The organism is Nonomuraea sp. NPDC005730, assembly GCF_040630865.1.
Lineage (GTDB): Bacteria > Actinomycetota > Actinomycetes > Streptosporangiales > Streptosporangiaceae > Nonomuraea.
On record NZ_JBEXYK010000018.1, the window covers coordinates 34,111 to 52,165 of the forward strand.

Consider the following 18,055-nt stretch of genomic DNA (forward strand, 5'->3'; position numbering starts at 1 on the left):
CTCGCTTCATGTCGCTCGACTTTGGTCCTGCCGTCGCTCTGTCCTGCCGCGAGTGCGGCACGCGCTACCCCCTGGGCCCCAGCTTCGCCTGCCTGGAGTGTTTCGGGCCGCTCGAAGCGGCCTACTCCTTCGGCCAGGTGACCCGCGCGGACATCGAGTCCGGCCCCGCCAACATCTGGCGCTACCGCTCCCTGCTCCCCGTCCCCGCCGACGTGGCGAGCAAGCCCAACATGAACCCGGGCTGGACGAAGCTGGTCAAGGCCGGCAACCTCGGCAAGGCGCTCGGCATCCGGTCCCTGCACGTGAAGGACGACTCGGGCAACCCCACCCACTCCTTCAAGGACCGGGTGGTCGCCATCGCCGTCGAGGCGGCCAGGAACTTCGGTTTCCACACGCTCTCCTGCTCCTCCACGGGCAACCTCGCCGGCGCGGTCACCGCCGCCGCCGCGCGGGCCGGCCTCGACGCGTGCGTGTTCATCCCGGCCGACCTCGAGGCGGCCAAGATCGCCATGGCCCGGGTGTTCGGCGGCCGGCTGATCGGCATCGACGGCACGTACGACGAGGTCAACCGGTTCTGTTCCGAGCTGATCGGCGACCCGCTGGGCGAGCAGTGGGGGTTCGTCAACGTCAACCTGCGGCCCTACTACGCCGAGGGGTCCAAGACGCTCGCGTACGAGATCGCCGAGCAGCTCGGCTGGCGGCTGCCCGAGCAGATCGTCATCCCCATCGCCTCCGGCTCCCAGCTCACGAAGATCGACAAGGGGTTCAAGGAGCTGATCACGCTCGGGCTGGTCGAGGACACCCCGTACAAGGTGTTCGGGGCCCAGGCGGCCGGGTGCTCGCCGGTCTCGACGGCGTACAAGGCGGGGCACGACGTGGTCCAGCCGGTCAAGCCGGACACGATCGCCAAGTCGCTGGCCATCGGCAACCCCGCCGACGGGCCGTACGTGCTGGACATCGCCCGGCGTACGGGCGGGGGCGTCGAGGACGTCACCGACCCCGAGATCGTCGCCGCCATCAAGCTCCTGGCCTCCACCGAGGGCATCTTCGCCGAGACCGCGGGCGGCGTCACGGTGGGCGTGCTGAAGAAGCTCGTCGAGACGGGCAGGCTCGACCCCGAGGCCGAGACCGTGGTCCTGAACACCGGCGACGGCCTCAAGACGCTCGACGCGATCAGCGACGACGCGCGGCCCACCGCCGTGATCCGGCCCTCTCTCGACGCGTTCCGCGCGACTGTCTGACAATCCAGGAAAGGCAACAAAAACCATGAGCGTTTCTGTGCGGATTCCCACCATTCTGCGCACTTACACCGGGGGTAACGCCGAGGTGAGTGGCGAAGGGGCGACTCTTCGTGACGTTCTCGCCAAGCTCGACTCCGACTACCCGGGGATCGGCGCGAGAATTCTGGATGAATCGGGCAAGATTCGTCGTTTTGTCAACGTATACGTTGGCGAAGAGGATGTCCGTTTCGTCGAGGGGCTGGACACTCCCGCCCCTGAAGGCGCTCAGATCTCCATCATCCCTGCCGTCGCGGGCGGCTGACCGCCGGACCACCCACTCTTGAAGGCGCCCCTTGTGGGCGCCTTCTTGTTTTAGAACCAAATTCAACCTCGAACGACTCAGCCTTCGATGAAATTAGCGTTTTGTCGGTTGACTCTGTTGCCAAACCCCGTGCCACAGGTATGGTCGAGGGCGATCGTCTGGCTGATTTTCCCAAAAGTCATGCGATTACGGGTCTCGCGAAGGAATGGGCGAGATCTGCGAGCCCAGTAAGAGGAGTCGGAAGTGGCGCAGGGCACCGTCAAGTGGTTCAACGCGGACAAGGGCTACGGCTTCATCGCGGTAGACGGTGGTAAGGATGTATTCGTCCATTACTCAGCGATCATGATGGACGGGTACCGCTCTCTCGAACAGGGACAGCGTGTCGAGTTCGAGATCACGCAGGGCCAGAAGGGGCCGCAGGCGGAGTCCGTCCGCACGGTCTGATTCACCCTCGCTGGTATGCACCAGGCGGGACGTGCGGCAGCGCAGTCCGTACGGCTCGTCACTGTTCCTCCGTCGGCTTCGCACGGCGGGTCGCACCTTTGGGGCGGCTCGCCGTACGAACCGGCGCACCCGATGACCTGCCCGATGAGCTGGGGTGGGGTGCCCGTGGCTTGCACTCGGCAGGGTAGAGTGCTAAACAGTTCGTTGGCACTCTGTGTGGCAGAGTGCCAACAACTCGGATCGAGACGATGGGGTCTGCCGAACGGAGATGCAGGCCTATGCCGTCGCGGGCGTCGGCTCGATCCAGGACACGCCACCCTGCATCTGGGAGGTCTAGCCTTATGGCAGCCAAGATGATCGCGTTTGACGAGGACGCCCGGCGCGGTCTCGAGCGCGGTATGAACCAGCTCGCCGACGCCGTCAAGGTGACCTTGGGCCCCAAGGGGCGCAACGTCGTGCTGGAGAAGAAGTGGGGCGCTCCCACGATCACCAACGACGGTGTCTCCATCGCCAAGGAGATCGAGCTCGAGGACCCGTGGGAGAAGATCGGCGCCGAGCTGGTCAAGGAAGTCGCCAAGAAGACTGACGACGTCGCCGGCGACGGCACCACCACGGCCACCGTGCTCGCCCAGGCTCTGGTGCGCGAAGGTCTGCGCAACGTCGCCGCCGGCGCCAACCCGATGGCCCTGAAGAAGGGCATCGAGGCCGCCGTCGAGCGGGTCAGCGAGGAGCTCTCCAAGCTGGCCAAGGATGTGGAGACCAAGGAGCAGATCGCTTCCACCGCCTCCATCTCCGCCGCCGACCCCGAGATCGGCTCGCTCATCGCCGAGGCGATGGACAAGGTCGGCAAGGAAGGCGTCATCACCGTCGAGGAGAGCAACACCTTCGGTCTCGAGCTGGAGCTCACCGAGGGCATGCGCTTCGACAAGGGCATGACGTCGATGTACTTCGTGACCGACTCCGACCGCATGGAGGCCGTTCTCGAAGACCCGTACATCCTGATCGTCAACAGCAAGGTCTCGGCCAACAAGGACCTGCTGCCGCTGCTCGACAAGGTCGTGCAGTCCGGCAAGCCGCTGCTGATCATCGCCGAGGACGTCGACGGCGAGGCCCTGGCGACCCTGGTGGTCAACAAGATCCGCGGCCTGTTCCGCTCCGTGGCCGTCAAGGCCCCGGGCTTCGGCGACCGCCGCAAGGCCATGCTGGGCGACATCGCGATCCTGACCGGCGGTCAGGTCATCGCCGAGGAGGTCGGCCTCAAGCTCGAGACCGCCACCCTCGACCTGCTCGGCCGCGCCCGCAAGGTCGTGGTGACCAAGGACGAGACCACCATCGTCGACGGCGCCGGTGACGCCGAGGCGATCTCCGGCCGGGTCAACGAGATCCGCGCCGAGATCGAGCGCACCGACTCCGACTACGACCGCGAGAAGCTGCAGGAGCGCCTGGCCAAGCTGGCCGGTGGCGTGGCGGTCATCAAGGCCGGTGCGGCGACCGAGGTCGAGCTCAAGGAGCGCAAGCACCGCATCGAGGACGCCGTGCGCAACGCCAAGGCGGCCGTCGAGGAGGGCATCGTCCCCGGCGGTGGCGTGGCGCTGCTGCAGGCCGGCGCCAAGGCGTTCGACAAGCTCGAGCTCAACGGCGACGAGGCCACCGGCGCGGCGATCGTGAAGAAGGCTCTTGAGGAGCCCCTCAAGCAGATCGCGGTCAACGCCGGCCTCGAGGGCGGCGTCGTCGTGGAGAAGGTGCGCAACCTGACCCCGGGCGAGGGCCTCAACGCCGCTACCGGCGAGTACGTCAACATGTTCGACTCCGGGATCATCGACCCGGCCAAGGTGACGCGCTCCGCGCTGCAGAACGCCGCTTCCATCGCGGCGCTCTTCCTCACCACCGAGGCCGTCATCGCCGAGAAGCCCGAGAAGACCCCTGCTGCTCCGGCCGGCATGCCCGGCGGCGGCGACATGGACTTCTAGGCCTCGCCTGGTCGCTGACGCATCAGAAGGCGGTTCGGATCTCCAAGGATCCGGCCGCCTTTTGTTGTGTCCGGTCCCGTCACGTTTAGTAGTTATTGACTACGGACAGTAACGAAACGAAGTGACGATTCACCGCACAAAGGAGTAGTTACATGAATTCCCGCACCGCGCGCGTTCTCGGGCTCGGAGCCGTCATGGTGGCCGCCGCGGCCGCCATGACGATGCCCGCCCAGGCAGACGACCACGGCTACCTGGACGAGGCCCTGGAGTACGTGGACGTGCCCTACTGCGCGGGCTACCTGGAACTGTACGACCGCGACTACTGCGCCTCGCCGTCGAGGTGGACGTCGTCGGACGAGCGCGGGGAGATGTCGGAGGAGGGCGAGGACAGGTCGTCGGAGGAAGGCGAGGACAGGTCGTCGGAGGAGGCCGACGACAGGTCCGGCGAGCGCCAGGACGCCTCGGACGAAGGCGCGGACATGTCGGGCGAGCGCCAGGACGCCTCGGACGAAGGCGCGGACATGTCGGGCGAGCGTCAGGACGCCTCGGACGAAGGCGCCGACATGTCCGGCGAGCGCGAGGACGCCTCGGACGCCTTCGAGGGTCAGACGGCCGGCGAGAGCGAGGACCTGTCGTCCAACGCGCCCGGGGACATCACGTTCTCGGACGAACTGGTGCAGGGCGACTGAACCCCGTCTGGTGACGCCGGGCGTACGAACCCGACGCGGCACCACGGCGAAGGCGCCCCGTACGTGAACGGGGCGCCTTCGCCGCGGTGTTGTGCCGGTCTCAGACGCCGAAGTGGGCGACGATGTGACCGCGGGCCAGCGTGTTGGCGGTGATGTTGAAGCCGACCACCGCCGGGCTCGCGTCGCTGCCGACGCCCAGCTCGTCGACCCCCAGCGCGTGCACCGTGAAGACGTAGCGGTGGGGGGCGCCGGGCGGGGGAGCGGCGCCGCCGTACTCTTTGGTGCCGTAGTCGTTGCGGGCGTGGGCAGCGCCGGCGGGCAGGCCCTTGAAGTCGGGGCCGGTGCCCGCGCCCCTGGGCAGCTCCGCGGTGTCGCCGGGCAGGTCGAACAGCACCCAGTGCCAGAAGCCGCTGCCGGTGGGGGCGTCGGGGTCGTGGCAGGTGACGGCGTAGCCGCGGGTGCCCTCGGGGGCGCCCGACCAGCGCAGCTGGGGCGAGACGTTCCCGCCGGTCATCCCCCAGTCGTCGAAGACGTGGAGGTCGTTCAGCCGCTCGCCGTCGCGGATGTCGTCGCTCTCCACCACGAGCGCGGGGACCGGGGGCAGGTGTTCATGTGGCAGCGGTGCGGGCACGGCATCCTCCTAGGTCGACAGCTCCTTCAGGTCATCCTAGAAGCGGCCGTGCCCGCCCTCCGTCAGGTTCCGAGCTGCGCCGGGAGCGGCCTGTCGTGCAGCACGGTGAGCGAGGTGACCGCGCGGGTCAGGACCACGTACAGGCGGGCCAGGCCCCGGGGCTCGGCCTCGACGATGTCGGCCGGCTCCACGACGATCACGTGGTCGTACTCCAGGCCCTTGGCCAGCGTGGCGGGCACGATCAGCAGGCGGTGCTCCTGCGTCGCGTCGGGGTCGAGCACCGCGTGCGGCAGGCCGGACAGCGACTCGGAGACCCCCGCCACCATCGCGTCGGGGACGATGACCCCGATCGAGCCCTCCCTGGCCAGGACCTCCCGGGCGGCCTCGGCGACCGTCCCGCCGGGCCGGACCGTGAGCGAGCCCGCGCCCGGACGCAGCGACCGCGGGGCGGCCAGCGCGGGGGCGATCGAGGGCAGCAGGCGGGCCGCGTAGTCGAGCACCTCGCGCGGCACGCGGAAGCCGAGCGTCAGCTCGGTCACCTCGCCCTCGTCCTGGCCGAGGTGCTTCAGCACGGTCTCCCACGAGCTGGTGGACCACGGCGTGGTGCCCTGGGCCAGGTCGCCGAGCACGGTGGCCGAGCCGTTGCGGCAGCGCCGGCCGAGCGCCCGTAGCTGCATCTCGGACAGGTCCTGGGCCTCGTCCACGACGAGGTGGCCGAGGGACGGGGTGCGCTCCATGAGGTCGCGCAGCTCGTCGAGGAGCGCGGCGTCGGCGGCCGACCATTTGGCGGACTTCCAACTCCGATAAGGCTTCCGCCAAAGCAGCATTTCCTGCTCGTCAGGCGACAAATCAGTTTTGGCGGCTTTTGCAAGGAATTCCGGATCGGACAACAGGCGGTGCAGGACCTGTTCCGGCGTCAGCTTCGGCCACACCGCGTCGACGAGCTGCTTGACCGGCCTCGACCTGGCCACCGCGTCCTGGACCCGGTCGTCGGGCGACTCGCCGCGCTGCTCCATGCGTACCAGCACCTGGTGGGCCAGGCGCTGGGCCAGCGCGGCCCGCCCCGGCAGGTAGCGGGTGGTGCCGCGCAGGGAGGCCACCATCTCGCGCACCTCGTGGTCGGCGACCCGGTAGCGGTAGGCGCCCTTCGTGAACACCAGGCCGTCCTCGGGCTTGACGATGTGCATCCAGAGCGCCCGTTCGAGCACCGCGGCCATCCTGGCGTCGCCCTTGACCGCGGAGACCATCGGGTCCTCCTCGGCGGCGTGCTCGCCGAGCAGCCCGGCCACGGTGGTCTGGTCGACCTTGACCTCGCCCAGCGCGGGCAGGACGGAGGAGATGTAGGACAGGAACGCCCGGTTCGGGCCCACGATCATCACGCCCGACCGAGCCAGCCGCTCGCGGTGGGTGAACAGCAGGTACGCGGCCCGGTGAAGGCCCACGGCGGTCTTCCCGGTGCCGGGGGCGCCCTGGACGCACACGGTCTGGGCCAGCGTCGCGCGGACGATCTCGTCCTGGTCTGGCTGGATGGTGGCCACGATGTCGCGCATCGGGCCGGTGCGCGGGCGTTCGATCTCCTCGGTCAGGATCTTCGAGGGGCCGACCTCGCCGCCCTCGCCGAGCGGCTCGTCCTCGAACGCGGTCAGCGCGCCGCCGTGGTAGCCGAAGCGGCGGCGGCGGACGACGCCCATGGGGTCGGCCGGGCTGGCCTGGTAGAACGCGCGGGACACCGGCGCGCGCCAGTCGATGACCAGCGGCCGGCTGGTGCCGTCGTGCACGTGGCGACGGCCGACGTAGATGACGCCCGGCAGGTCGTCACCGCCCTCGCGGTCGAGGCGGCCGAAGAACAGCGGGGTGTCCGGATGGTCGGCCAGCGCGGCCACGCGCTGGTCCAGCAGCGACTGGAGGATCTGCTGCGAGACCCAGTCGCCGGCCGCGTCGGCCGACAACGACTGGGCGTGGGCCCGCATCGCCTTGAGCGCGGCCCTGGACTCGGCCAGGTGGGCCTGCTCGGCGGCGAGCACGTCGGAGGGTATGTCGGGAGCCAGTTGATGTGTGGGCATGCGAAAGCGCCTCCCATGGTCGAAAACGGAGGTGGTCAAGGCAGCGAATCGACTAGTTTAACGGCGGCCGTCCGGTGCCTCCAAAGCATTTACCGGCGCGCGGCGGGGTAAGGAGGGAAGGTGGCGCGGCTTCGCCTGGTTCTCTCGCCGATGATCCCCACGGTCGCGAGCTTCCTGCTGGCGGCGCTCTGGGGGATGTCGGTCTTCGCCGGCTGGGGGCTGGAGGCGTTCTGCGCGGGCGGCGAGCCTCCGTCGGCGTGCTCCCGGCGTCTCGGCGCGGTCTCCACGGCCTCGGGGTTGTTCGCCGCGCCGGCCGCCTGCGCCACGCTGGCCGCCTGGCTGGTCCCGGCGTTCCGGCAGGACCCGCGCACGTTCGGCCGCCTCATGGGGACGGGGGTCGCCGCATGGGTCGTCGCCGGAGCGGTGCTGTTCCTCGGCGGCCTGCTGTCCGGCTAGCGAACCCGGCAAAGACCGTATCTCTGAGTGAACGTGGGAATACCGAAAAAGTCGGGCATTTCAGGTGCGTTTGTCGGATCATGGGGGTATGTCGCAGGCGGCGTGATAGTACGCAGGTGAGGGGGGTGGTTCGATGTCGACGACCCGTGGAGTCTCGTGGACGTGACATAAACGCCGTGCCTGGCCGCTCAGGCAACGAGCGGCCGGGCATTCAACCCGTCACACGCCGCCGTGCACGTCGTCGGCGTCGATGATCTGGTAGGCGTATCCCTGCTCGGCCAGAAAGCGCTGCCGGTGGGCGGCGAACTCCTGGTCGACGGTGTCCCTGCTGACCACCGTGTAGAACCGGGCGCCACCGCCGTCGGCCTTGGGCCGCAGCACCCGTCCGAGCCGCTGGGCCTCCTCCTGCCGCGACCCGAAGGTGCCCGACACCTGGATCGCGATGGCCGCCTCGGGCAGGTCGATGGAGAAGTTCGCCACCTTCGACACCACCAGGACCTGGATCTCCTTGTCGCGGAACGCCTGGTAGAGACGCTCGCGCTCCTTGACCCTGGTCTCGCCCTTGATGACCGGCGCGTTGAGGTGCTCGCCGAGCTCGTCGAGCTGGTCGATGTACTGGCCGATGACCAGCACCTGCTCGCCCAGATGCCGCCGGACCAGCGCCTCGGTCACGTACGTCTTGGACGGCGTGGTGGCGCAGAAGCGGTAACGCTCCTCCGCCTCGGCCATCGCGTACGCCAGGCGCTCCTCGTCGGTCAGCGTGACCCGCACCTCGACGCAGTCGGCCGGCGCGATCCAGCCCTGGTTCTCCATCTCCTTCCACGGCGCGTCGTAGCGCTTGGGGCCGATGAGGGAGAACACGTCGCCCTCGCGGCCGTCCTCGCGCACGAGCGTCGCGGTCAGGCCCACCCGCCGGCGGGCCTGGAGGTCGGCGGTCATCCGGAAGATCGGCGCGGGCAGCAGGTGGACCTCGTCGTAGACGATCAGGCCCCAGTCGCGCGCGTCGAACAGCTCCAGGTGGCTGTAGACGCCCTTCCGCCTGGTGGTCATCACCTGGTACGTGGCGATGGTGACCGGGCGGATCTCCTTCTTGTTGCCGGAGTACTCGCCGATCTCGTCCTCGGTCAGCGAGGTGCGCTTGAGCAGCTCGGTCTTCCACTGGTGGGCGCTGACCGTGTTGGTCACCATGATCAGCGTGGTGGCCTGGGCGTGGGCCATGGCCGCCGCGCCCACGATGGTCTTGCCCGCGCCGCAGGGCAGCACGACCACGCCGGAGCCGCCGTGCCAGAAGGCGTCGGCCGCCTCGCGCTGGTAGTTGCGCAGCTCCCAGCCGTCCTGGAGCAGCTTGATGGGGTGGTGCTCGCCGTCGACGTAGCCGGCCAGGTCTTCGGCGGGCCAGCCCAGCTTGAGCAGCGCCTGCTTGACGTTGCCGCGGTCGCTCGGGTGCACGATGACCGAGTCGGCGCCGAGGCGCTCGCCCAGCATCGGCTGGATCTTCTTCGAGCGCAGCACCTCTTCGAGCACCGCGCGGTCGGTCGAGGTCAGGACCAGCCCGTTGACCGGGTCCTTCTCCAGGCGCAGGCGGCCGTAGCGGGCCATGGTCTCGGCGATGTCGACGAGCAGCGCGTGTGGCACCGGGTAGCGGCTGAAGCCGATCAGCGCGTCGACGACCTGCTCGGCGTCGTGGCCGGCGGCACGCGCGTTCCACAGGGCGAGCGGCGTGACGCGGTAGGTGTGGACGTGTTCAGGCGCTCGTTCGAGCTCGGCGAACGGCGCGATCGCCTTGCGGCACGCGTCGGCCTTCTCGTGGTCGACCTCGAGCAGCAGCGTTTTGTCCGACTGGACGATGAGCGGGCCGTCGTTCACGGACATCCCTTCCTACGGTTGACCCTTATCCAACACACACGACGGCAGGAACAGTCCCGGAACGGGTAATCGATCAGTCGTCCAGGCGGCCGGTGAGGCCCAGGAAGAGGAAGAGCCCGACGTTCAGCACGAAACCGGCGCCGAACAACACCCAGCTCCAGATCAGCAGCGAACGGGCGCTTCCGGGCTGCTCGCGGGCCCGCGTCAGCGCCACGGTGGCCAGGATGCCGCCGGGCAGCCCGAGCACGTTGAGGCAGGAGGCGAGGGACAGGAAGTTGAGCACGACGGCGACGATGGCGGCGGCCTGCGGGCCCTCGTCGCGCCGCGGCGGCACGCCGTAGCCGTAGCCGTACTGCGGAGGCGGCTGCTCGCCGTAGGGCGCCCCGTAAGGCAGGTGCGGGTAGCCGGACGGATCTTCTTGACTCACGTTCACCTCCAGACAGGTCAACGTTTATCACGGAATACGGACGCGCCCGACCCGGTGTGCGCGCACGGTCACAACAGGCCGCGCAGAGCCTTCCTGTCGAGCTTGAGCACACTGGTGACCGGGATCGACTCGACGAAGCGCACCTCGCGCGGGTACTTCACCCGTCCGACCCGGTCGCGCGCCCACTCGATCAGCTCCTCGGCGCTCTCCTCGGCCTCCGGCCTGAGCTGCACGAACGCCACGACCTCCGCGCCCAGCCGCGGGTCGGGACGGCCGACGACGCCCGACATGACCACGTCGGGATGCTGGTTGAGCGCGTCCTCGACGTCGCGCGGGAAGACGTTGAAGCCGCCGCGGATGATCAGGTCCTTCTTGCGGTCGACGATGTAGAGGTAGCCGTCGTCGTCCACGCAGCCCACGTCGCCGGTGCGCAGCTCGTCGCCGACCAGCGCGGTGCCCTCGGGGTCGGGTTCGTGCTCGCCCCAGTAGCCGAGCATCAGGGAGTCGCCGCTGACGCAGATCTCGCCGACGTCGCCGCACTCCACCGCCTCGCCCGCGGAGTCGCGGATGGTGATCGTGTAGCCGGCCAGCGGCAGCCCGACGCTGCCGGCCCGGCGCCGGCCCGGCGGGTTGAAGGTGGTGACGGCGCTGGTCTCGGTCAGGCCGTAGCCCTCCAGGATCTGCGTGCCCGGCATCCGGCGCTCGAACTCCTGCAGCGCCTCCCGGCCCAGCGGCGCCGCGCCGCAGGTGAGGTAGGCCAGGTCGGGGAGCGGGTGCGACTCCAGCGGCTGGGCCAGGAGCATGTGGATCATGGCGGGCACCACGGTGCCGTACTGGACGTGCTGCTCGGCGGCCAGTCTCAGGAACGCCTCCGGCTCGAACCAGCGCATGAGCACGGCCTGCTGGGGCTCGGTCGCGTGCAGGCCGGCCACGGTGATGATCAACCCGTATGCGTGCGAGAGTGGCACAGGCACGATCGCACGATTTTTCCCCTCTTGATGGGATATTTCGTACGCGTCCTTGGCCACCTGCCAGAGCCCGCGATGGCTCAGCATGACCCCCTTGGCGACGCCCGTGGTGCCGCCGGTGTACATGAGCGCGGCCAGGTCGCCGGGGTCCCTGCGCACCCGTTCGTGCTCGGTGGCGCTCTCCAGCTCGGCCGTGTCCACATATATCGTGACGTCCACCGCGGCGGCCCGTACGGTCTCCACGAGCTCGGGCGAGGTGACGACGGCGGACGCGCCGCTGTCGAGCAGGATGTGCCGCAGCTCCCCGGCCCCCACCAGGAAGATCACGGGCGTGACCACCGCGCCCGCCGCCCACAACGCCTGGTAGACGATCGGGACCTCGGGGGAGGTGGCCATCATCACGACCACCCGGTCGCCCGGCCCGATCCCGGCCTCGACGAACCCGCCGCACATCCGGCGCGCGCGTTCGGCCAGCGTGTGGCTGCGGTGCCAGACCCCTTCGTAGAACACCGAGTCGTGGTCGTCGAAGCGGTTCCACGACTCCTCGGCCAGCTGGCCCAGCGTTTGCTCGGTCACATGCACAACCTGATCGGAGGCGCCGCGCGCAGTCAACCCTGAACCCTCTGATGTCCGCCCTTGACTGACGATTGTGAACGATGCTCTCATGCCGAGTAAATGTCCAATATCGGCCTAGAGGATCATTCGAGTTTTCGGGTGGCGCTAGATCGTGTATTGGTGGGATAACTAGGGTTCCGTGCTACCAGATGGCCTGCTGCGGTTCTTGTCACCGGCCCGTCGCCCAGAGCAATGGAGGACATGATCGACATGCGCGCGCCGGCGGCCGTGGCCGCGAGCTTCGCGAGGAATGCCTGGTCAGAGCGGTGGCTGCCGGGCGGTGCGCGGGCAATCCATAAGCCGCGGAAACAAGTCGCCGGACAAAAACTTTCACCAAAGACATTTTCCGTAGACAACTTTCCAGTCAGGCCCGAGGTGACTTCGTGAGCGACACGCCTGAACCGGGCGAGAGCGGCCTTGACGACAAAACGCTCATCGAGCGCGTCCTCGCCATCACCGAGCAGCTCCGGCCTCTGGTCGTCCCGGTGGCCCGCGACCTCGACCGGCGCGCGGCCGACACCCTGCTGCGCTCCTACCTGGAGCCCGCCGGCTTCGCCGACGCGGTGCGCCGGCTGTCCATGAGCCACCTGCTCGTCCTGGTGGGGGAGGCGGACATGGGCAAGCGGCTCGGCGCCATCGCCCTGCTGTCGCGCATGTCGCTGGCCGAGGGCAGGATCACCGTGCTCTCGCCGGCCGGCAGCGCCGCCGACCTGCTCGCCAGGACCGAGTACGGGCCGGGGCGGGCGTACCTGCTGCACGACTGGATCGCCGGGAGCACCGACCGGAGCGAGCTGCTCGACCTGGCTCGCAAGCTCGCCGAGCTGGGGTCGTACCTGGTGATCACCCGGAACGGCGGCCCGTCGCAGGCGGTCGAGGTGGAGCAGCCGTGGTGCGCGCCCGACTCCGGCGACCTGTTCGACCTGTACCTGAGCGCGTTCGGCGGCCGCAGCGTCCCGGCCGGGGCCGCCACCGCCCGGGTCCGCGCGCTGGCGCTGCCCACGCCCGCCGAGGTCGTCCGCCTGGCCACACGCCTGGTGCGGGACGACGAGCCCGTGGGCGAGGAGGTGGCCGCCTGGTTCGACACCAAGCCGCCGATGCACGAGGTGCGGGCGGTGGCGGCGGTCGCGTTCGCGCACGGGCTGCCCGAGCCGGAGTTCGCCCGCCGGCTCGCCGCGTTCGAGCCGATCAGGGAGACCCGCGAGGCGGGGCCGGGGCCGACGGGCGCGCCGCATCCGCTGATCGCCGTGCACGACGGTCTCGTCGTCTTCCGCGTCCCGCACCACCGCGCCCAGGTGCTCGGCGAGCTGGTCGCCCGGTACGGCTACTGGCTGTGGCAGCCGTTGCGCGAGTGGGTGCGCTCGCTGGCCCTCCAGGGGGACGACGTGCGCGCGCGGGCGGCCGAGGGGGTGGCGTTGCTGGCCGCCTGGTCGTTCAGGGAGGCGAGGCAGGAGTTCCTGGAGGTGTGGGCCCGGGGGCGGGCGGGCGAACGGCTGGCGGCGGGCGGAGCGCTGTCGTACATGTGCGCCGACGACGCCCTCGCCCCCGAGGCCCTGCGGCTCGCGCTCACCTGGGCACGCGACCCGGCCGACCCGCGGGCGGTCGCGGCGGTCGCCGGGCTGTGCGGCGGCTTGTCGCTGCGCTACCCGGCCGACGCGGCGGACCACCTGCGCCGCCTGGCCGCCGGGGACGGCCCCGCAGCCCGGCTCGCGGCCCACGCGCTCACCCACCGCCCCTGACCCGGACGCGGGCCTGGAAGGCGGGTCAGAGGCCGGCGACGCCGGTGATGCGGTGGAGGGCGAAGCGGTGGACGGCCGCCCTGGTCTCGTCGTACGCGGTCAGGTAGCCGCCCTCCATCCGGGCCGGCTCCAGGATGCGCGAGGTGGCGTTGCCCTGCGAGTCGAGGTAACCGATCCACACCCGTACGCCCTGCTTGATGGCGTCCTGGAGGGCCGAGATCGTGGCCGTGGCCGGCCCGCGGGGCACGGCACCGCCCGGGGCGTCGACCGGCTCGCGCCGCGCCAGGTGAGCCGCGTCGCCCGCGCGCAGCGCGCGTACGGCCGCCGAGGCCACCTCGGGATCGAGCCCGCTGACCGAGGCCACGGCGCGTACGGGCGCCACCCCCTCGGTACGCCTGCTGTCGAGCTGGGAGATGATCACGTCGCCGTCGAGCGACTCGGCGACCGGCGCGTACCCCATGGCCCGCAGCGAGTCCACCAGCGCCGCCCTGGACGAGCGCGAGGCGATCACCGTGGGGGCCAGCCGGCGCAGGCGCAGCGCGGCGGCGCGGCGGTCGGCGGTGATCTGGTCGAGCAGCGCCGGATCGTCGCACCGGACGTAGGCGCTCGCCGTGCCCACCCGGATCCGACCGTGCCGCCGGGCCACGTCCGTCACCAGGTACGACAGGGCCTGCGGCACCGGCGTGGCCGAATGGCGGGCCAGCATCGCCAGCAGCTCCTCGCCACCGTGCCCGGCGTCGAGCGCCCGCCGGATCGAGCCCTCGCCGAACCGGTAGACGGTCGCCCCGCCCTTGGACTCGACGTCGGCGGTGAGCGTCATCCAGCGGTTGAGCTCGCTGGTCAGCGGCCCGGGGGCGACGGCGGTGAGGTCGGCCTGCAGCAGCACGTGGTCGACCGGCTCGGGCAGCAGCGGCGCGAGCAGGCCGGCCGCGTCGCCGCCGTCGAGCAGCGCCCGCCCGTGGCCGGACAGCGTGCCGAGCCCGGTCACGCCGATCTGCTCGGCCTCGCGCAGCGCGAACTCGGTGAGCTGTTCGCGCAGCGGCCCGCGCCGGCGCGGCTGCTCCCAGGCCAGGCGTTCGAGCACCGAGTCGCGGTCGGGCGCCAGGCCCGGCGCGGCGGCCAGCACGCCGAGTGCGGCCGTGCGCACCCCCGGCGCGGAGGCCCGGCGCAGGTCGGTGTGCAGGGCGTTGAGCGGCCGGTCGCGGTCGTCGCGCTCGCCGACCAGGCCGGGCACCCGGTCCATGTGCAGCCAGGTCGCGGCGAGCGTCACCCAGCGGTCGGCGGTGGCCCTGACCCGCCACAGGTCGTAGCCGGAGGTCGGCAGCCACTCGCCGTCGACGCCGCCGCCCGCGGCGACCAGCCCCGCCGCGTGCGCCACCTCGACGACCAGCGCCGCCGCCCATTCGGGCAGGTCGAGGTCGGTCGCGGCGCGCTTCATGTCGCGTACGCCGAGCCCGCCGGTGCGCAGCACCCCCGGCGGATCGATGCTCCACCGCTCGCACAGCTCCTCCACGGACCTGACGAACGAGAACGCCTGGCCCGCCGCCGTACGGTCGGCCAGCTCGCGGTCGCGCGCGGCCCCGCCGAGCGCGGGCGGCACGGCGAGCAGGTCGCGGTGGACGCGCCCGCCGCGCAGGTGCAGGCCCACCTCGCGGGGCAGCGTCACGCTCTCCTCGCCGGTGGCCGCCAGCAGCCCGCGGGCCAGCAGCTCCTCGATGGGTGAACGGGCCGAGGCCACGCGCACCTCGCGCCTGGCGTTGGGCACCCGTCCGGTCGGCGGCCCCCACACGAGCTGGTCGAGCGCGCCCCTGGCCTCGGGCGAGACCGCCGCCACCAGGGTCTCGGGGGCGGTCAGCGCGGCGGCCAGCCGCTCCTTGCCGGGCCCGTCGGTGCCGGGGGCGACGTCGTCGGCCATCTCGTCGAGCTGCTCGGGCGGGTGGTGCCGGAACACGTCGACGACCCTGGGGCCGAGCCCGGCGGGCTCCTCCAGGACCTTGCGCACGCCCGGCCCGAGGTCGAGCGCGTTGTCGGGGCCGAAGACCAGCGCCAGCTCACGCAGCCGGTCGAGGGCCGCGGTCAGCGCGGGCTCGGGCCGGCCCGCCGCCAGCGCCCGTCCGACCAGGCCGCGCAGCGCCGCCTTCGTCACCGGCCCGTCCTGTACGGCCAGCGTCTCGACGACGGCCAGCGTGAACCGGTCGAGCCGGTCGAGCACCCTGCCGATCGCCGAAGGGCTGGCGGCCCGCGCGGCCAGCCCTTCCAGATGCGCGGGCACCGGAGTGATCAACTCAGGCCGCGCGGAGACGAGCGCCCGAAGCTGTTCGTCGGTGCGCCCCCTGATCCACTCCGTGAACTCCATCGTTGCCATGGTATGTCCCCCCTGATCGGGGCAGCATTGCCAGACGTGATAGAGCGCGCGGACCAAATGGTGCTGAACTACGTCAGCAGGGCGGCCGACGCGGCGCACGGCGTGCTCAGGCCCGACCAGCGGCTGGACTTCGCACGGCGGCTGCGGGCCAGGATCGAGGCGGAGCGGCGGGGCAGCCAGGACGCCCGGGACGTCGCGAAGGTGCTGACGCGCTTCGGCGACCCGGTGGCCCTGGTGGAACGCGAGGCCCGCCGCCTGGCCCACGTCGCCGTCGTGGTGCCGGCGCTGGCCGCGCCGCTGGCGCCGGTGGGGCTGCCGGCCGTGGCGATCTTCCAGGTGCCGGTGCTGGTGTGGGCGTCGGGGGGCTCCAGGTGGCCGAGCCGGGGCTGGAGGCGTTCGTCGCCCGGTTCTTCGAGGTCAGCGGGGTCATGTTCATGATCGGTACGGCCCTGGGCGTCGTCTGGCTGGCCTACCGGCTGCTCGACGTCAGCTGACCGGTGCGGGGCTGGGGAGCAGGCCGACGGCAAGGCGTACCCAGGCGGCGACGAACTGGTCCTTCTCCGCGTGGCCCGGCATCTCGCCCACGGTCTCCTGGAACAGCCGGTAGTGGACCACCGAGCCGCCGAGCACCGCGGCGATGCCCGTCCAGTCGACCTTGGCGTCGGCGTACTCGGGCTGGGCGCGGAACCAGGTGGTGATCGCGTCGAACATGGGCTGCAGCAGCCCCTCGCGGACCACCGCGACCAGCTCGGGGAACTGGCTCAGGTCCCGGAAGAACACCCGGGTGAGCTCCGACTCCTCCCGCACCTTGGCCAGGCCCGCCCGGCACAGCAGCGACAGGCGGTCCTCCAGGCCGGCGGCTGCCTCCATGGTGCTCAGCTCGGCCAGGCTCTCGGCGACCTGGCTCCTGGTGCGGGCGGCGTGCTCGTTGATCGCGGCCGCGAGCACCTCGTACTTGGACTTGAAGTGCCTGTAGAGCCCGCCCGCGCCGGGGGAGAGCCCTGAGGCGGCCTCGATCTCGGCCACGGAGGTGGCGGCGTAGCCACGCTCGGCGAACAGCCGCAGGGCCTCGTCGATGATCCGCTCACGGGTCGATCTGGTCATGTCTGTGCAGATACCTCCGCAACGAGAGTAGTCGCTAGGGCGCAGCGCGCCTGACCAGGCCCGCCAGCGCCGAACCGGCCACGAGCCACACCAGCGCGGCCAGCCCGTCGTTGACGAGCGTGGTCCAGCGCGGGTCGGCGAGCTGGAACAGGTTGGCCAGGCCCAGCGAGAGCCCCGCGGCCAGCGACTCGACGAGCTGGTACCAGCCGTTGGCCGGGTTGGCCCGGAACACCGTGAAGACGGCGTGCAGCGCCAGGGAGAGCGCCGCCAGCCTGGACGCCAGCCGCAGCACGTACGCCACCGACGCCACGACGCGCCGCCAGGCCGTCACCGGCGTGCCGCGCGGCCGGGCGGGCCGGTGGGGACGGGGAGCGGCGGCGGCGACGAGCCGGTCTCCCGCGCCGGGTGTGCGGGGGGTCTCTGACACGGTCACTCCTCTCCGATAAGTAATTCCTTTCTGCCCATTCCCAGAGTCCCACAACAAGGGCCGTTACCGACGTCGATGCGGCGTTTGGCATCCTGCACGGGTGACTACCTCAGTAGGTTTCGACCTGGACATGACATTGGCCGACACACGATCAGGCATCGCGGCCGTTTACGACGAGCTGTCAAGCCGTTTGGGCGTGCACATCGACAGCGGTGAGATCGTCACCCGGCTGGGGCCGCCGCTCGAGTACGAGCTGGCCAACTGGATGCCGCCGGAGGCCATTCCCACGGCCGCCGAGCTGTTCCGGGAGATCTATCCCGCGGTGGGCGTTCCGGTGCACACCGCGATGGCGGGCGCGTACGAGGCCATCGCCGCCGTACGGGCCCGCGGCGGCCGGGTGATCGTGGTGACGGGCAAGAACCCGCGCGACGCCGCCGGCACCGTCGAACTGCTCGGGCTGGCCGTGGACGAAGTGGTCGGATCGGTGTTCGGGGCCGCCAAGGGAACGGCACTCGCGCGCTTCGGCGCGGCGGCTTATGTTGGTGACCATGTCGCCGACATCGAGGCGGCGCGCGCGGGCGGCGCCATGAGCGTGACCGTCGCGACGGGCCCTTACACGGTGGGAGAGCTGCGTGAGCACGGAGCCGATGTGGCGCTCGCCGACCTGACCGAATTCGCCGACTGGTTCGCCGGATGGCGTGCGCGCGACGAACTGCGGTAATTGCCCGGCATTTTCCCGGTCGCCTCCGCGC

Annotated in this window: 17 protein-coding genes; 9 read left to right on the forward strand and 8 right to left on the reverse strand. The window is 70.8% G+C overall.

Annotation, left to right across the window (positions count from 1 at the left end; translation table 11 throughout):
* The first annotated feature begins 8 nt into the window (after positions 1-8).
* From thrC to ABZ444_RS22245, 5 genes are all read left to right on the forward strand, one after another.
* Positions 9-1,241 (forward strand): threonine synthase, encoded by a 1,233-nt coding sequence (gene thrC, locus ABZ444_RS22225; protein ID WP_357999860.1) that lies wholly within the window; start codon positions 9-11, stop codon positions 1,239-1,241.
* Between the two features lie 25 nt (positions 1,242-1,266).
* Positions 1,267-1,542 carry a MoaD/ThiS family protein gene (locus tag ABZ444_RS22230; RefSeq protein ID WP_357976145.1) on the forward strand — a complete coding sequence of 92 codons (276 nt, stop codon included), beginning with the start codon at positions 1,267-1,269 and terminating at the stop codon, positions 1,540-1,542.
* A 243-nt stretch (positions 1,543-1,785) separates the two neighbouring features.
* The gene (locus ABZ444_RS22235) at positions 1,786-1,986 is read left to right on the forward strand and encodes a cold-shock protein (protein ID WP_106250594.1); all 201 of its coding nucleotides are present in this window, start codon (positions 1,786-1,788) and stop codon (positions 1,984-1,986) included.
* Between the two features lie 341 nt (positions 1,987-2,327).
* A complete protein-coding gene (gene groL, locus ABZ444_RS22240) occupies positions 2,328-3,956 on the forward strand; it encodes a chaperonin GroEL (RefSeq protein ID WP_352361718.1) in 1,629 nt (542 codons plus the stop codon).
* Between the two features lie 152 nt (positions 3,957-4,108).
* Positions 4,109-4,645, forward strand: a complete 537-nt coding sequence (locus ABZ444_RS22245) for a hypothetical protein (protein ID WP_357999863.1) — start codon at positions 4,109-4,111, stop codon at positions 4,643-4,645.
* A 100-nt stretch (positions 4,646-4,745) separates the two neighbouring features.
* Here ABZ444_RS22245 and ABZ444_RS22250 read toward each other — a convergent pair whose 3' ends face one another.
* Positions 4,746-5,276, reverse strand: a complete 531-nt coding sequence (locus tag ABZ444_RS22250; protein WP_357999866.1) for a YbhB/YbcL family Raf kinase inhibitor-like protein — start codon at positions 5,274-5,276, stop codon at positions 4,746-4,748.
* A 62-nt stretch (positions 5,277-5,338) separates the two neighbouring features.
* On the reverse strand, positions 5,339-7,339 hold the full coding sequence (locus tag ABZ444_RS22255; protein ID WP_357999869.1) for an AAA family ATPase: 2,001 nt from the start codon (positions 7,337-7,339) through the stop codon (positions 5,339-5,341).
* Positions 7,340-7,459: 120 nt separating this feature from the next.
* Here ABZ444_RS22255 and ABZ444_RS22260 point away from each other — a divergent pair, with 120 nt between their 5' ends.
* Positions 7,460-7,795, forward strand: coding sequence for a hypothetical protein (locus ABZ444_RS22260; protein WP_357999872.1), 336 nt, complete (start codon positions 7,460-7,462; stop codon positions 7,793-7,795).
* A 219-nt stretch (positions 7,796-8,014) separates the two neighbouring features.
* Here the strand turns inward: ABZ444_RS22260 and ABZ444_RS22265 are convergent, their stop codons facing one another.
* The 3 genes from ABZ444_RS22265 to ABZ444_RS22275 form a co-directional block, all read right to left on the reverse strand.
* Positions 8,015-9,667, reverse strand: a complete 1,653-nt coding sequence (locus ABZ444_RS22265; RefSeq protein WP_357976162.1) for a DNA repair helicase XPB — start codon at positions 9,665-9,667, stop codon at positions 8,015-8,017.
* A gap of 67 nt (positions 9,668-9,734) precedes the next feature.
* The gene (locus tag ABZ444_RS22270) at positions 9,735-10,088 is read right to left on the reverse strand and encodes a hypothetical protein (protein ID WP_357999875.1); all 354 of its coding nucleotides are present in this window, start codon (positions 10,086-10,088) and stop codon (positions 9,735-9,737) included.
* A 68-nt stretch (positions 10,089-10,156) separates the two neighbouring features.
* Complete coding sequence (locus tag ABZ444_RS22275; RefSeq protein ID WP_357999878.1) at positions 10,157-11,632, reverse strand: AMP-binding protein; 1,476 nt, start codon at positions 11,630-11,632, stop codon at positions 10,157-10,159.
* A gap of 422 nt (positions 11,633-12,054) precedes the next feature.
* Here ABZ444_RS22275 and ABZ444_RS22280 point away from each other — a divergent pair, with 422 nt between their 5' ends.
* Positions 12,055-13,407 (forward strand): hypothetical protein, encoded by a 1,353-nt coding sequence (locus ABZ444_RS22280; RefSeq protein ID WP_357999880.1) that lies wholly within the window; start codon positions 12,055-12,057, stop codon positions 13,405-13,407.
* A 25-nt stretch (positions 13,408-13,432) separates the two neighbouring features.
* Here ABZ444_RS22280 and ABZ444_RS22285 read toward each other — a convergent pair whose 3' ends face one another.
* A complete protein-coding gene (locus ABZ444_RS22285; protein WP_357999883.1) occupies positions 13,433-15,763 on the reverse strand; it encodes a helicase-associated domain-containing protein in 2,331 nt (776 codons plus the stop codon).
* Between the two features lie 45 nt (positions 15,764-15,808).
* Between ABZ444_RS22285 and ABZ444_RS22290 the strand changes: the two genes are divergently transcribed.
* Positions 15,809-16,210 carry a hypothetical protein gene (locus ABZ444_RS22290; protein ID WP_357999886.1) on the forward strand — a complete coding sequence of 134 codons (402 nt, stop codon included), beginning with the start codon at positions 15,809-15,811 and terminating at the stop codon, positions 16,208-16,210.
* Between the two features lie 48 nt (positions 16,211-16,258).
* Here the strand turns inward: ABZ444_RS22290 and ABZ444_RS22295 are convergent, their stop codons facing one another.
* Both ABZ444_RS22295 and ABZ444_RS22300 read right to left on the reverse strand, forming a co-directional pair.
* Entirely contained in the window at positions 16,259-16,876 is a 618-nt protein-coding gene (locus ABZ444_RS22295; protein ID WP_357976178.1) for a helix-turn-helix domain-containing protein, read from the reverse strand.
* A 34-nt stretch (positions 16,877-16,910) separates the two neighbouring features.
* Positions 16,911-17,303: a hypothetical protein gene (locus ABZ444_RS22300; RefSeq protein WP_357999889.1), complete on the reverse strand. Its 393-nt coding sequence runs from the start codon at positions 17,301-17,303 to the stop codon at positions 16,911-16,913.
* Between the two features lie 100 nt (positions 17,304-17,403).
* Between ABZ444_RS22300 and ABZ444_RS22305 the strand changes: the two genes are divergently transcribed.
* Entirely contained in the window at positions 17,404-18,024 is a 621-nt protein-coding gene (locus tag ABZ444_RS22305; protein WP_357999892.1) for a haloacid dehalogenase-like hydrolase, read from the forward strand.
* The last annotated feature ends 31 nt before the right edge of the window (positions 18,025-18,055 follow it).